The sequence below is a fragment of the Rhizobium sophorae genome (assembly GCF_013087515.1).
Classification (GTDB): Bacteria; Pseudomonadota; Alphaproteobacteria; order Rhizobiales; family Rhizobiaceae; genus Rhizobium; species Rhizobium sophorae.
The window spans coordinates 268,993-283,120 of the sequence record NZ_JABFCN010000030.1 but is presented as its reverse complement, the minus strand read 5'-3'; the positions used below and the strand labels follow the sequence as shown (position 1 = coordinate 283,120).

At 61.8% G+C, this 14,128-nt stretch carries 13 protein-coding genes, 1 other RNA gene and 1 pseudogene; 6 read left to right on the top strand and 9 right to left on the bottom strand.

The genetic code is table 11. From position 1 onward, the window contains the following. Positions 1 to 6: 6 nt before the first annotated feature. Both G9X64_RS18655 and mprF read right to left on the bottom strand, forming a co-directional pair. Positions 7 to 1,389: a virulence factor family protein gene (locus G9X64_RS18655; protein WP_168308484.1), complete on the bottom strand. Its 1,383-nt coding sequence runs from the start codon at positions 1,387 to 1,389 to the stop codon at positions 7 to 9. Then, positions 1,386 to 3,989, bottom strand: a complete 2,604-nt coding sequence (gene mprF, locus G9X64_RS18650; protein WP_171377155.1) for a bifunctional lysylphosphatidylglycerol flippase/synthetase MprF — start codon at positions 3,987 to 3,989, stop codon at positions 1,386 to 1,388. Before mprF ends, G9X64_RS18655 begins: the two co-directional genes overlap by 4 nt. 234 nt (positions 3,990 to 4,223) lie before the next feature. Between mprF and G9X64_RS18645 the strand changes: the two genes are divergently transcribed. Then, positions 4,224 to 4,601: a DoxX family membrane protein gene (locus G9X64_RS18645; protein WP_168315347.1), complete on the top strand. Its 378-nt coding sequence runs from the start codon at positions 4,224 to 4,226 to the stop codon at positions 4,599 to 4,601. Here G9X64_RS18645 and G9X64_RS18640 read toward each other — a convergent pair. The 4 genes and pseudogenes from G9X64_RS18640 to G9X64_RS18625 all read right to left on the bottom strand — a co-directional run. Beyond that, positions 4,561 to 5,036, bottom strand: a pseudogene (locus tag G9X64_RS18640) (mechanosensitive ion channel family protein); the annotation flags it as partial. The gene G9X64_RS18645 and the pseudogene G9X64_RS18640 sit on opposite strands and share 41 nt — an antisense overlap. A 10-nt stretch (positions 5,037 to 5,046) precedes the next feature. Next, the gene (gnd, locus tag G9X64_RS18635) at positions 5,047 to 6,078 is read right to left on the bottom strand and encodes a phosphogluconate dehydrogenase (NAD(+)-dependent, decarboxylating) (protein WP_168308487.1); all 1,032 of its coding nucleotides are present in this window, start codon (positions 6,076 to 6,078) and stop codon (positions 5,047 to 5,049) included. Between the two features lie 98 nt (positions 6,079 to 6,176). After that, positions 6,177 to 6,494 (bottom strand): VOC family protein, encoded by a 318-nt coding sequence (locus G9X64_RS18630; protein ID WP_171377154.1) that lies wholly within the window; start codon positions 6,492 to 6,494, stop codon positions 6,177 to 6,179. A gap of 48 nt (positions 6,495 to 6,542) precedes the next feature. Beyond that, complete coding sequence (locus tag G9X64_RS18625) at positions 6,543 to 7,025, bottom strand: SRPBCC domain-containing protein (protein WP_171377153.1); 483 nt, start codon at positions 7,023 to 7,025, stop codon at positions 6,543 to 6,545. A gap of 69 nt (positions 7,026 to 7,094) precedes the next feature. On the opposite strand from G9X64_RS18625, the gene G9X64_RS18620 reads away from it, so the two are divergent. The 4 genes from G9X64_RS18620 (at position 7,095) to G9X64_RS18605 (ending at position 10,845) form a co-directional block, all read left to right on the top strand. Continuing rightward, positions 7,095 to 7,427: an ArsR/SmtB family transcription factor gene (locus tag G9X64_RS18620; protein WP_171377152.1), complete on the top strand. Its 333-nt coding sequence runs from the start codon at positions 7,095 to 7,097 to the stop codon at positions 7,425 to 7,427. 76 nt (positions 7,428 to 7,503) lie between these two features. Next, on the top strand, positions 7,504 to 8,040 hold the full coding sequence (locus tag G9X64_RS18615) for a helix-turn-helix domain-containing protein (RefSeq protein WP_171377151.1): 537 nt from the start codon (positions 7,504 to 7,506) through the stop codon (positions 8,038 to 8,040). Positions 8,041 to 8,137: 97 nt separating this feature from the next. Further along, positions 8,138 to 9,112, top strand: coding sequence for an NAD-dependent epimerase/dehydratase family protein (locus tag G9X64_RS18610; RefSeq protein ID WP_171377150.1), 975 nt, complete (start codon positions 8,138 to 8,140; stop codon positions 9,110 to 9,112). A gap of 245 nt (positions 9,113 to 9,357) precedes the next feature. Continuing rightward, the gene (locus G9X64_RS18605; protein ID WP_171377149.1) at positions 9,358 to 10,845 is read left to right on the top strand and encodes an esterase-like activity of phytase family protein; all 1,488 of its coding nucleotides are present in this window, start codon (positions 9,358 to 9,360) and stop codon (positions 10,843 to 10,845) included. Positions 10,846 to 10,910: 65 nt separating this feature from the next. On the opposite strand, the gene ssrS is transcribed toward G9X64_RS18605, so the two are convergent. From ssrS to G9X64_RS18590, 3 genes are all read right to left on the bottom strand, one after another. Beyond that, positions 10,911 to 11,069, bottom strand: a non-coding RNA gene (gene ssrS, locus G9X64_RS18600) — 6S RNA. A 69-nt stretch (positions 11,070 to 11,138) separates the two neighbouring features. Continuing rightward, positions 11,139 to 11,516 carry a cell division protein ZapA gene (locus tag G9X64_RS18595; RefSeq protein WP_027668249.1) on the bottom strand — a complete coding sequence of 126 codons (378 nt, stop codon included), beginning with the start codon at positions 11,514 to 11,516 and terminating at the stop codon, positions 11,139 to 11,141. A 16-nt stretch (positions 11,517 to 11,532) separates the two neighbouring features. Continuing rightward, positions 11,533 to 11,808 (bottom strand): DUF4164 domain-containing protein, encoded by a 276-nt coding sequence (locus G9X64_RS18590; RefSeq protein WP_012758879.1) that lies wholly within the window; start codon positions 11,806 to 11,808, stop codon positions 11,533 to 11,535. Between the two features lie 333 nt (positions 11,809 to 12,141). Here G9X64_RS18590 and tkt point away from each other — a divergent pair, with 333 nt between their 5' ends. Then, the gene (gene tkt / locus G9X64_RS18585) at positions 12,142 to 14,115 is read left to right on the top strand and encodes a transketolase (protein WP_171377148.1); all 1,974 of its coding nucleotides are present in this window, start codon (positions 12,142 to 12,144) and stop codon (positions 14,113 to 14,115) included. The last annotated feature ends 13 nt before the right edge of the window (positions 14,116 to 14,128 follow it).

Here is a 14,128-nt window from a genome sequence, read left to right as displayed (position 1 = left end):
GACGCTTTAATTCAGCAGCCGCCTCTTCAGTCCGTCGATGATCGTCTTGGTAAGAAGGTCGTAATTCTCGTCGAAATGGTGGTCGCCGGGCAGTTCGATCACCTCGGCGCCGCTCTCCTTCACCGCCGGACAGGCGACATCGTCATCGTCGTCCTTGCCGTAGATGCATTGCACGAGCTTCGGATCGATGTTCTTCAGATCGCTGACGGGATCGCCTCCGGCCCCATCCGTTTTCTGGCCGAGCCAGCCGAGAACGGAAATGACATAGTCGACTTCGTGTGACAGCGACAGCAGCGACAATTGCGCCACTGCCGACTTTTCAGCCGGCTTGAGGAGCTGGTAAGTGGCGGGTACCACATCGGCGCCGAAGGAATAACCGACGAGCAGCACATGCTTCACCTTCCACTGCTTGCGGTAGAAGTCGATGATCTTCGAAAGATCGCCGGCTGTCTCCTCCGGCTTGCGCTCCGACCAGAAATAGTGGAGCGAATCGATGCCGACGACGGGAATGCCTTCCTTCTGCAGCGTGCCGCCGACCTCCTTGTCGATGTCGCGCCAACCGCCGTCGCCGGAATAGATCACCGCCATCGTATCGAGGGCGGGAGTCGCCTCAAGGATTGCCAGCGGCAGGCCGAGCGGATTGCCGAAGGCGCCGGAGGCGGTGACGAGATCGTCGAGCGTATCGGCAAACACCGTCTGCGCATCGTCGGTGGAATCGCGGATCTCCATCGCAGCATGGATCTTCTTCAGCGCTTCGGCATGCGCCCTGCCATCCTTGTCGGCATTGGGCGTAAAGACGGTGACGATCGGATCCGGCAGAGCGCCGTCGCTGAGGCCATACATGGTGCGTTGGCCGACGACCTTCTTGGAAGCCGGCGTGCAAAGTCCCTGGGCGAGCGGAATGCCGGCCTTCGGATCGACAGCAAGCGTCTGGCCGATCGTCGCATCCGGCGTCTGCGCGGCAATCGCCAGCGCTAAGGCCCCGCCCTCGCCGATGCCGGCGACGATCGGCAGGTGATAGGCACTGTTGCCGGTCGCGCGCTGCACCTGCTGGCTCAGCGATTCGATGTCCGAGACCATGTAGACGCAGCCGTCATTGAGGCTGACGTCGTACCGGTTGAGCGCCTGGATATAGGAGGGGAAGTCGACGCCGATGACGACGGCGCCTTCGGCGACCAGCCTGTCGGCTTCGGCCTTCTCATAGTCGCCCCAGCCGGCGGCATCCGAGATCAGCATCACCGTGCCCTTCACCTCCCCTTCCGGTAGAAAGATGTGGGGCGACGGGATGAGTCCGGCTTCGAAGCTCTGTGTGGTCTCTTCGGCGGCATCAGCCGGTGCGGCCGCGAGCATGCAGGCGCATGCCGTGGCAAGAAGGATTGTTCTGATCATTTTCTCACTACCCCTTTCAATCCGCCCCCGATCAGAAATGTCGCGTCCATCAACGCGATCATCGGATTGCCCCCTCCGGAGACCGCAAGATAGCGCGGTTGCCAGTGCGGATGAAACTTGGATTTGAATGCCCGAAGGCCTTTGAAGTTATAGAAGCGCTCGCCGTGTTCGAAAACGGTGCTGCCGATGCGGTCCCAGACGGGCGCCGCCTCGCGTTTCGACATGCCGGAGAGGGGCGCCATGCCGAGATTGAAGTGGGTGAAACCCTGTGCGCGCAGATATTCCATGATCTGCACGAAGAGAAAGTCCATCGAGCCCTTCGGCGCATCCGGCGAGAAGCGCATGAGATCGATCGTGCCCTCCTGTCTGGATTCGGTCACGAGGATATTGGCGAAGGCGACGATCCTGCCGTCCTTTTTCAGGATGCCGACCGGCTGCGAGGAGACGTAATCGGCATCGAAGGCGCCGAGCGAGAAGCCCTTTTCCTTGGCATTGTGATGCTCGAGCCAGGCCGTGGAAACGGCGGAAAGGTCATCGATGACCGAGCGCACGTCTTCAGGTTCGACGACGGCGAATTCCAGCCCGTCGCGCTGGGCGCGGCTTGCCGTCTGGCGAAGGTTCGCCCATTTGCCGCCCTTCATCTCGAAGGTCCTGAGATCGGCCACCGCCAGTTCGCCGAGCTTGAAGGCGCGCAGGCCGGCATCGGCGCAATGCGACAGCAGCGCCGGCGATATCTGGTAGAATACGGCCCGGCAGCCGGCGGCGCGCGCAGCTTCGACGAAACGCCAGACGAGTTCCTGCACGGCGTGATGGTCGCCGACCGGATCGAACAGCGCGATCCAGGAGCGGCCCTGCCGGCCATACATGATGAAAGCGTCGCCATTTTCCGAGAACATAATGCTCTTGTCGCCCATGCGCACCAGATTGGCGTCAGCATTTCCCTGCTTCATGACGATCTCGACGGCACGCGCCAGAGCCTCGTCCGTGGCCTGCTCCGGCCGGAAGCTCGCCGGACGGAGCAGGCTGAAGACGGCGATCGCCGACGAGATGATGGTGATGCCGAGGACGGCGCGTAAGCCCCGCGGCGCCTCGGCGGTGAATTCGAACTGCCACCAGAGCTGGTTGCTGTATTCGACGTCGCGATAGACGAAGAGCAGGATGACGACGGCGCCGACGACGATCACGGCGATCGCCATCAGCCAGGACGCCGTCAGCGCCTGGTTGAGCAGCGAGGCCTGGCGGGTAAAGAGCCGGCGGCTGACGAAGAGCCCGAAGATGAGGAAGGCGAGAAACGCGGCTTCGACAAGCGCGATCGCCTTCAACAGCGACAAAGTCAAGGCGGCAAGCGCGGAGAACACGGCCACCCACCAGGCGCCGTCGAGCCGCTGGCCGAGGCCGCGGGCGGCGACGACGAGCGCCAGTCCCAGCAGGCTGGAGAGGAAATGCGCCCCTTCGACCATCGGCAGCGGCAGATAGTTGGAGAGGAATTCGAGGTTCTGGTCCGGTGTCGGCGTGACGCTCGAAAACACCAGCATGACGCCGAGCAGCAGCGCGAGAGCCGACAGCAGCTGCGGCATCAGCCGTCCGCCGATGCGCCGCATGCTGGAGGCGGCCGGATGATCGACGAAACGACGCAGCTCCGCCGCCGAGACCGCGAGCACAGCGATCAGCAGCGGCAGCACATGGTAGACCAGCCGGTAGAGTACCAGTGATCCGAGCACGGCATCGATGTTCACCGCGCTGCCGAGCGAGGCGATGATCACGGTTTCGAACACGCCGAGCCCGGCCGGAACATGGCTGAGCACGCCGAGTCCAACTGCGATCGCATAGACGGCGAGGAAGACCGGCCAGCCGATGGCCGTCTGCGGCAGCAGCACGTAAAGCACGGACGCCGAGGCGGCGATATCGAAGGCGGTAACGAGGAACTGGCGCGACCAGGTGCGCGAATCCGGCAGGCGGATTGCCACAGGCCCGAGATTGAGCACACGCCCGTCGCGGCCGATGATCATCACCGCGCCCAGAATGGCGACGATCGAACCGGCGATCAGCCGCAGAAGGAAGGGGTTCACGCCGACGAGCGGGCCGATCTCGTCGGCGATGACGATGAGGGCGATTGCCGCCACGCCCGCAAGCCCCAATCCGAAGGACAGCGTGACGAAGGCGATAATGCGGCCGATATCCTCCGGCGAGAGCCCAAGGCGCGTATAGGTGCGGTAGCGGATCGCGCCGCCCGAAAGCGCGCCAAAACCAGCGGTATTGCCGACCGCATAGGCACTGAACGCCGTCAGCGCCACATGCGGAAAGGGCAGCTTCTTGCCGATATATTCGATGGCGTTGAGATCGTAGAAGATCAGCGCGAGGAAACTGAGCGCCGTGAAGAACAACGCAAGCAGGATTGCGCTCGGCCTGGTCCCGGCCAGCGCACCGACGACATCGTCATAGCGCACCTCGTTGGTGAGCTGCATGATCGCGTAACCGACGAGGCAGAAGACCACCAGTGACGCGGCTGCCAGCAGCGGCGTTCTGTACCGTCTGAATAGCGCGCCAAAAGAAAACCCGCCCGATTCTTCCATATTTTCCAAATTGCCGTGACCCGACATCTCGTACCTGTCGCAACTGCTAGCGTGGCGGGAATCATTTTTGAAAGACGTAACATAGGAGGCATGGAAGCTCTATGAAGCCATGCCGCCGCTACCCGCCCCGCCCGTTGCGCCTCAATTATCCTCAATTGGGGCGAATTTGCGCAGGCAAGCGTCGCGGCACATTGCATTTTCGTAAGCTTCGAAAGAACTTGGCCATGCGATGGGATTTGAGATCCGGGAGAACAGTTCGATATGCAGGATGGTCCGGCCTTCATGGTGCTTGTCCTCGGCCGCCTATTGCTGGGCGGCCTCTATGTCGCGGGCGGTATTCATCATTTTTTCGTCATCGTGCCGCTGACCGCGGCGATCGAAGCGCGCGGCATTCCTTTCGCGAAATGGGTGCTGCTCTCGGGCAGCCTGTTCCAGATCGCGGCCGGCCTCCTGTTGATGCTGGGACTTTTCGTCACGGCGGCGGCATTCGGTCTCGTCATCTTCACCCTTGCCGCCACCATCATGCTGCTGAATTTCTGGGACATGCAGGGAACGGCGCGCGACAGCGCAATCAATACCTGGAAAACCAACATGGCGATCATTGGCGGCCTGCTGATCGCAGCCGCCGGCGCGATGTGAGGATTTGCGCCGCCGGCTCGCTGCCCGCCCGTGCATGCGCGGCATAGCGCGCCACGGCAGCATCAACTCCGCGTCGCGATCGCCCGCCACCTGCACGGTCGGCACGGCAAATTCGATGCCGTTTTTCTGGAAGGCATTGCGGATCATCGCCAGCGCATTGCGGCGGATGACGAATTGTTCGCCAGGTTTCGTCATCATCGACAGCCGGATTTCGATGGCGAATTCGCCGAACTGCTCGACACCCGCCATCTTCAGCGTCTCGATGATAGGAGGGCCGAATTCCGGATTTTCGAGCAGCGTCTGGCCGATTTGCTTGATCACCTTCTTCGCCTTGACGAGATCGGTATCGTATTTGACGTTGAGGCTGATCTTGTCGATCGTCCAGTCGCGATTGAGGTTCTTCACCGCGCCGTGTTCGCCGAACGGCACCGCGTCAGCGGCCCCTTCAGGATTTCGCGGCCGGCTTTTCCACGTGGCCGCCGAAGCCCGCGCGCATCGCCGACAGCACCTTGTTGGCAAATTCGTCATTGTCGCGCGAGGAGAAGCGACCGTAGAGCGCAGCACTCAGCACCGGCGTCGGCACGCTCTCGTCGATTGCCGCCATGATCGTCCAGCGGCCTTCGCCGCTGTCCGAGACGCGGCCGGCATATTTCGAAAGTGCGGGATCGGCATGCAACGCATCGGCCGTGAGATCGAGCAGCCAGGAAGTGATGACGCTGCCGCGGCGCCAGACTTCGGCGACATCCTGCAGGTTGAAATCATACTGGAAATGTTCTGGATGGGCGAGCGGCGCGGTCTCCGCATCGGCCTCGTGCGAGGCGGCGCCGATATTGGCGTGTTTCAGAATATTGATACCTTCGGCATAGGCGGCCATCAGGCCGTATTCAATGCCGTTATGCACCATCTTGACGAAATGACCGGCGCCATGCGGGCCGCAATGCAGGTAACCCTGCTCCGCGGTGCTGACCGCAGCCGCTTCGGCGCTCCGGTTCGGCGAGGCCTCGGTCTTGCCGACGCCGGGCGCCAGCGTCGCGAAGATCGGGGAAAGATGTTCGACGATGCCTTTCTCGCCGCCGATCATCAGGCAATAACCGCGCTCGAGGCCGAAGACGCCGCCGCTTGTGCCGACATCGACATAGTGGATGCCCTTGGTGATGAGGTCGGCGCCGCGGCGGATGTCGTCATGATAATAGGAGTTTCCGCCGTCGATGACGATATCGCCGTTCTCAAGCAGCGGTACCAGGCTCGCCAGCACCTTGTCGACGATCGCCGCCGGCAGCATCAGCCAGATTGCGCGCGGATGGGCGAGCTTCGAGACGAACTCCTCGAGCGAGGCACTGCCGGTCGCACCGAGGCCTGCGAGCTCGGCAACGCTTTCCGGCCTGGCGTCGTAGACAACGCATTCGTGACCGCCCCGCATCAAGCGCTGGACCATATAATTACCCATGCGGCCCAAACCAACCATACCAAGCTGCATCATGAATCTCCTGGAAACCGAAATGAAGTATCGAATCCGGAAATTAGCACCCGCGGTGTGACAGGCAAGCGAAGTCTCGGTCATATTGACGAATGCGACTATTGCGCCTCGCGCACCAGATGCACGATACCGGCCGGATTGACGATCCAGGCGCCGCGCAGATCCTCCGGCAACGCCTCGATCGGATCGCAGCGAATGACACCGGCCCTTTCGAGATGCGCGGCAGCCCTTTCGAGATCCGGTGTCATCAACTCCAGCCAGAGTTCGGCCTGGCTCATCGCCGGCACCTCGTCGATCCAGAGCCGGATCGGCCCGAGAGCGAACAGCGCCGCATCACCTTCGCCGATCTGGTTGAGGCCGATGACATTGCGATAGAAGGCGACCGTCGCCTGATACTGGTGCGGCGGCACCTTCATCGCAATATCGACGCCGCCATAAAGAAAGTTCCGTCATGACCTTTCTCCTCAAACGTCCGGCGCACTGGCCGGCTCACCCTTCATTTCACTGAGGAACATGCCTTCGCGCAGATTGATGCCGTATTCGACGAAGGCCTTCATGCAGCAAAGCATCTGCGTCCAGCCTTCGCAGTTGAGATAGGTGCCGCGCCGGCCGGCATCGTCCTCGCGCCAGCCGGTCTCGGCGATGGTCACCAGCGTGCCACCGTCTTCAAGCGGCTTGAAGTTCATCTCCACCATCGTCTTATAGGTCGCCTTGTCCTCGCCGGTGCCGCCATCCCAGCGCAGCACGATGCGGCTTTCCGACACGAGGTCGACGACCTCGACCGGCGCATCCTTCCACCAAGTCACCATCGTGCCCTTCACGAGCGGTGCGCTCGCTCCGCCAATCGTCGTGAAATAACTGCTGAGCTTCTTCGGGTTGACGACGGCATCGAACACTTCTGCGACGGGGCGGCCGATACGGCCGGAAACGCGGATTCCGAGAGACACGACACTTCTCCTCTTCTCCAGTGTGTCTGTTCCATTGTCCTTGGCGCCATTATGTTATAAAAACATAACATGTCAAGCGAATCAACCGACGACCCCGTTTTCAAGGCGCTGGCGCATCGTCGCCGCCGCGAAATCCTCGATCTGCTCAAGGATGGCGCCCGAACCACAGGGACCCTTTGCGAGATGTTTCCGGAGATGGACCGCTGCACGGTGATGCAGCATCTGAAAGTGCTGGAGGAGGCAGACCTGGTCATCGCCAGGAAGGAAGGCCGCGAGCGCTGGAACCACCTGAACAGCCTGCCGATCAAGCACATCTATGACCGCTGGATCAGCGCCTATGCCGGCCATTCCCTGTCGATTCTCGACCGGCTGAAAGGCGACCTCGAGGGCCAACCCGAATAGTGATCCGGCAATCCAACAGCTTGCCGGCCAGCCGCCCGAAGCCTTATGCTGGCCAAAACGGCACGGGATCAGGCAAATGACGATATCGGGGGCCGGCATACGCCGCATGCGGCTGCTGCGCAGCATGAAGCAGGAACACCTCGCCGAACTCCTCGGCGTCAACCAGGCGACGGTCTCACGCTGGGAGCGCGATCAGCTCGCCCTATCGCCCGAACAGGCCGCCAAGCTGGAACGGATTTTCGCCTCACCGCGACATGCAGCAGTCGATGCGGCGCTGAAGCGGCTGGTCGAGGATTCCGTCCGGCCGGTGCATCTGATCTGCGACCGCACCCACCGGCTGCACTCCGCCTCTCGCCCGCGGCAGGCGGAGTGGCGGGCTCCGCTCGGCGCCTTTCTCGGCCGTTCTCTGCTCTCCTACGCCTCCGCCGAAATCGCCGCCGCCGAACAGTCGCTGAAGGAGCGCGGCTGGCATGAGGGCAGGCTCTCGTCGCTGACTCTCGATACCGGCGCCAACGGCAATGCGCTGCTGCCGATCGCCGCCGGCCGTGTGACCTGGGAACGGATCATGCTTTCCGACGGCAGCGCCGGCCGCCTTGTTACGACCATCGGCTGAGCCTCAAGCTTTCCTGCACGCCCATGCATAATTTATGCGTTGTCCGGTAACCTCAGTCTTTATAGCGTCCCCCGCCGAACGGTCAGGAGACGATGTGATGACGATATTGGTAACGGGAAGTGCCGGCCATCTCGGCGAGGCGTTGATGCGAACGTTAAGTGCCGAAAGCCGCTGGGTGCGCGGCATCGATATCAAGTCCTCGGCTTATACCGACATGGTCGGCTCGATTAATGATCGCACCTTCGTCCGGCAGGCGATGTCTGGCATCAGCCACGTCATCCATGCCGCAACGCTGCACAAACCGCATGTGGCAACCCACGACAATTACGATTTCCTCGACACGAATATCGCCGGCACCCTTAACCTGGTCGAAGAAGCGGTCGCCGCAGGCGTTGCAAGCTTCGTCTTCACCAGCACCTTCGGCGCGGCATTGACGCCGGCTGCCGGTGAACCCGCGGCATGGGTGACCGAGGACGTGCTTCCCGTTGCGAAAAACATCTACGGCGTGACGAAACTCGCCGCCGAAGGTCTGTGCGAACTCTTCGCCCGCAAATCCGGCCTGCCGGTGGTCATCCTCAGGACGTCGCGTTTCTTTCCCGAAAGCGACGACGATCCTGACATTCGCAACGGCTATTCGGCAAAGAACGCCCAGGCCAACGAGCTTCTTCACCGCCGCGTCGATATCAGCGACGTTGTCGGTGCTCATCTACAAGCGCTCGAAAAGGCGCCGGCAATCGGCTTTGGCCGCTACATCATCTCCGCCACGACGCCGTTTTCGGCAAATGATCTTGCCGAGATCAGGCGCGACGCGCCTCACGTCGTCGAACGACTGCTCCCGGGTGCAGCCTCTCTCTACGCATCACGGGGCTGGAAAATGTTTCCTTCGCTCGACCGTGTCTATGTCAACGAACGCGCAAGACGGGAACTCGGCTGGCAGCCGCGATATGATTTCCGTTTCGTGCTCGATTGCCTGCGCGACAACAGGGAGTGGCGAAGCCCCTTGGCGCTGGATGTCGGCTCCAAGGGCTACCACGATGAGGACTTCGCCGAAGGGCCTTATCCGGTCGGATAGAGCAGTGAGCTGGAATGCGGATATGCAAAAGCCTCACACCTGTTGGCGTGGCCTTGTCACTGAAAAGTGTCATCCAGATATCACGATCCCGTCATAGACCGTCTGCCGGGGATATGGGGCGACGAAATCCAGGGCGTGTTGTGCCATCCGGAAATCGAATCCAGGCCGGGGGTGTCATTTGAAGCGGCGTCCAGCCTGCGGGCGGAAGCCGTTTCGAGAGCGCTTTTGACCGAGAGGGTATTTCCATGAAGAATGTCAGACCTTACACAGCGCGGCTGTTCGCCGCGGTTCTTGCGGCATCCGCCGCCGTTCCGGCCGTCGCAATGGCCGAGAATTCCGCCACCGTCGGCGGCCTCACCTTCGTCAACAAGGGCCTTGTGGGCATCGGCCGCATCCCCGCCAACCAGCGTGACAAATTCGGCGAGACCTTTGGTTCCGGCTCGGGCATGGCGATCGATCCCGCCGCTTGGAGCCGCGACGGCGCTACCTACAAGGGCACACTCTACCTGTTGCCCGATCGCGGTTATAACGCCGTCGGCACCGTTGATTACCGGCCACGCCTGAACACCATCTCGATCGGTTTGACGCCGACCGCTCCGGGTGCGGCACCCGAGACCGGCAAGGAACAGTCGGGCGTCGACGCAAAGCTCGTCGATTCCACGCCCTTCGTCGACGACAAAGGCGGCGAGATGACCGGTCTCGACCCGGAATCCGGCGTCCGACCCGCTGCCGGCGATTTTCCGCCACTGCCGAAGGCGACGAACGGCAAGATCGCGCTCGACAATGAAGCCATCATCCGCATGGCCGACGGCACCATGTTCGTCAGCGACGAATACGGGCCTTATATCTACCGCTTCTCGGCCGATGGCCATCTGCTGTCCGCCGCCCAGCCGCCGAAGGCGCTTTTGCCGATGCGCAAGGGCGCGTTGAGCTTTGCCTCCAACAATCCCGGCCCCGGCGCCTCCGCTCCGGACCCGAAGGATCCGGAGACCGGCCGCCAGAACAACCAGGGTCTCGAAGGCATGGCGATGACACCGGACGGCAAGTTCATCATCGCCGTGCTGCAATCGGCTGCCCGCCAGGACGGTGGCGATTCCAGCTCGACCCGCCAAAATACCCGCGCCATGGTCTATGACGCCGCCGATCCCGATGACCTGAAACTGGTGCACGAATATGTCGTGCCGCTGCCGGTCTTCAAGGACGCCAAGGACAAGACGACGATCGCCGCTGAGAGCGAAATCGTCGCTCTTTCCGACAAGACCTTCCTGATGCTCGCTCGTGACAGCGGCAACGGCCAGGGCCTGAAAGGCGATACCTCGCTCTACCGCAAGGTCGGCATCGTCGACGTTTCCGCCGCGACCGACATCGCCGGCAGCGAATTCGATGACGGCAAGCCGATCGCGCCGAAGGGTGTCGTCGATCCCTCGCTGACGCCGGCGACGCTGACACCCTTCATCGACCTCAACGACAAGGCCGATCTCAGCCGCTTCGGCCTGCACAACGGTGCGCCGAACGACAAGAACAATCTGTCAGAAAAATGGGAGGCCATGGCTCTTGCGAGCGTTCTCGACCCGAACCTGCCGGACGACTATTTCCTGTTCGTCGTCAATGACAACGACTTCTTGACGCAGGATGGTTTCCAGGTGGGTGCAGCCTACAAGGCAGACGGCGGTGCCAACATCGACACCATGTTACAGGTCTTCCAGGTCACCCTTCCAGGCCTGAAGAAATAGCGGACGTGCTGAAACGGACGAACGCGCGAGCCGCGTTCGTCGTCATCGCGATGATAAAAGAAAAGGTGCGATCCACGACCACCGATGGATGTTTACGATCCTGGGTGCCTACAAACGTAGGTGGGCGCCGTGTGTCCAGGCCCACGGGCCTGGCCAGGGACAGCTCCCTTTGGATCGAGTATGGCCCCAGGGATTGTGGTTCCTGTCGAGAGGCGCAGACCGCATGGCGATATATAAGGTCGTTTGCGCTGACGCGCCAGTGGTGACGAAAGGCCGCCCCTATTTATTTGAGATCAATTGAGTTCGGGGGCAGACCGGCCGTTCAGCTTGTCGGTGATGCCGCGAATGCGGCTCGATACTTCACTCAACGCCGCCGCAAGATTTTCCTCGGTGCGGGCGGTCGCTGCAAGCACCGTATCGCGGTTGCCGCGCAGCGACTCGAGTTCGGATTCCAATCCAGCGACGCGGCGCGTGAGTTCGGAAATTTCATCCACAACCATGATGCCGGCCATAACAGTGATCCTGAGATCGCCGATTTCGCCGAACTGATCCTTGAGATGGCCGACATAGCCGTCGAAGCGGTTGGCGAGATCGGTCAGGTGATCCTCCTGCCCTTCCTCGCAGGCCATGCGATAGGCCTTGCCGTCGATCGTTACCGTCACCTGCGCCATGCGAAACTCTCTCTCATCAGCGATCCAGAACTGCGCGGATCGTTTCCATCGCCGTCACCAGCCGCCGAGATACCTCGCGATTGACCTCTTCCAGCCGGTTGGCGCGGAATTCGGCCTGGTCGAGCTCCTGCGCCAGCCGCGAACGGTCGGCGTGCACACGCCGTACCTCGCCCTCGATCTCGCCCTGCTCGCGCTGCCGCTCGACACGCATGTCGACGGCGTTTTCGAGGCTCGAAATCGCCTGTCTCAATTCGTTGAGCGCTGCTTCCATGGTTTTGCCTGTGGGCATCATGTCTTTCCGATTCCCGCGCAGGATCCGCGAATCGACACGCCACGCCGATCTTGCGATTTCAAAAGGATATGCAGCTCGCCGACGGCCCGTCAATAAATCCTGTCACTTGCCCACCGGCCTATCCTGTGGATGAGCGTTTTACATAGGCTCGTCACATCAGATTCGTCATTTGTACAATCGCGCGATCAAATGTCAAAAATCGCCGCTGCTTGCCCGGATTTGGCCTGCCATTTATTGACTTGCCCGTCCCAACTGCTATGTCTCTGCCGCTTTCACTCGATGGTCTTGGAGGCTCGAGGCCATCCCCCGACACCCGGAACTTGCGGAAAAGCCATGACCTCTCCCGAACAACACGACCGGATGGCGAATGCGATCCGTTTTCTCGCCATGGACGCCGTCGAAAAGGCGAACTCCGGCCACCCGGGCATGCCGATGGGCATGGCCGACGTGGCAACGGTCCTGTTCACCAAATATCTGCGCTTCGATCCGAAGAAGCCGCACTGGCCGAACCGCGATCGCTTCGTGCTGTCGGCCGGCCATGGCTCGATGCTGCTCTATTCGCTGCTGTATCTGACCGGCTACCCCGACATGACGGTCGAGGATCTGAAGCAGTTCCGTCAGGTCGGCTCGAAGACCGCCGGCCATCCGGAATACGGTCATGCCACAGGCATCGAAACGACGACCGGCCCGCTCGGCCAAGGCATCGCCAATTCCGTCGGCATGGCGATTGCCGAACGCAAGCTGCGCGAGGAGTTCGGCTCCGATCTCCAGGATCACTATACCTACGCGATCTGCGGCGACGGCTGCCTGATGGAGGGCATCAGCCACGAAGCCATTGCGCTCGCTGGCCACCTGAAGCTCAACAAGCTCGTCCTATTCTGGGATAACAATTCGATCACCATCGACGGCGCCGTCTCGCTGTCGGACTCGACTGACCAGATCGCCCGATTCAAGGCCGTTCACTGGAACACCATCGAGATCGACGGTCACGATCAGGCCGCTATCGCCGACGCGATCGAAGCTGCCCATAAGTCCGACCGCCCGACCTTCATCGCCTGCAAGACCGTCATCGGCTTCGGCGCCCCGAACAAGCAGGGCACCCACAAGGTCCACGGCAACCCGCTCGGCGCCGAGGAAATCGCCGCCACCCGCAAGGCGCTGAACTGGGATTACGAGCCCTTCGTCATCCCCTCCGACGTCCTGGACGCATGGCGCGCGGCCGGCACCCGCTCTGACAATATCGTCAAGGCATGGGAGGAAACCCTCGCCAAAGCCGCCGCCAAGGCCGAATTCACCCGCCGCATGGCAGGCGAGCTGCCGGAAGGCTTCGACGCCGCGATCAGCACATATAAGAAGAAGCTCGCCGAGACCAAGCCGACGGTTGCGACCCGCAAGGCTTCGGAAGACGCGCTCGAGGTCATCAACGGCTTCCTGCCGGAAACGCTGGGCGGCTCCGCCGACCTGACGCCGTCGAACAACACCAAGACCAGCCAGATGCACTCGATCACGCCGACGGATTTCGCCGGTCGCTACGTGCATTGGGGCATCCGCGAGCATGGCATGGCGTCTGCCATGAACGGCATTGCGCTGCATGGCGGCCTCATCCCCTATAGCGGCGGCTTCCTGATCTTCTCGGATTATTGCCGCCCGCCGATCCGCCTTGCTTCGCTGATGGGCATCCGCGTCATTCATGTCCTGACGCATGACTCGATCGGCGTCGGCGAAGACGGCCCGACGCACCAGCCGGTCGAACAGCTCGCCGGTCTGCGAGCCATCCCGAACCTGATGGTCTTCCGTCCGGCCGACGCCACGGAAACGGCGGAATGCTGGCAGATCGCCATCAAGACGCACAACCGTCCTTCGGGCCTTGCTCTGACGCGTCAGAACCTCACGGCGGCCCGCACCGAATACAGCGAAAAGAACCTCTGCGAACAGGGTGCTTACACGCTGGCCGGCAATGCCGACGCCCAGGTAACGATCTTCGCCTCCGGCTCCGAAGTCGAAATTGCCGTTGCTGCCCGTACGGCACTCGAAGCCAAGGGCGTTACCGTCCGCGTCGTATCGGTTCCCTGCACGGAACTGTTCTTCGAGCAGCCGGAAGCCTATCGCAGGGAAATCCTCGGCAACTCGCCGGTCAAGATCGCCGTCGAAGCCGCCGTTCGCGAAGGCTGGGATGCGTTCATCGGACCGGAAGGCACCTTCATCGGCATGAAGAGCTTTGGCGCTTCCGGCCCGGTCAAGGAAGTCTACAAGCATTTCGGCATCACCGCCGACGCCGTCGTTGCGGCCGCGGAAGCAAAGCTTTAATGAGGGCGCCTTG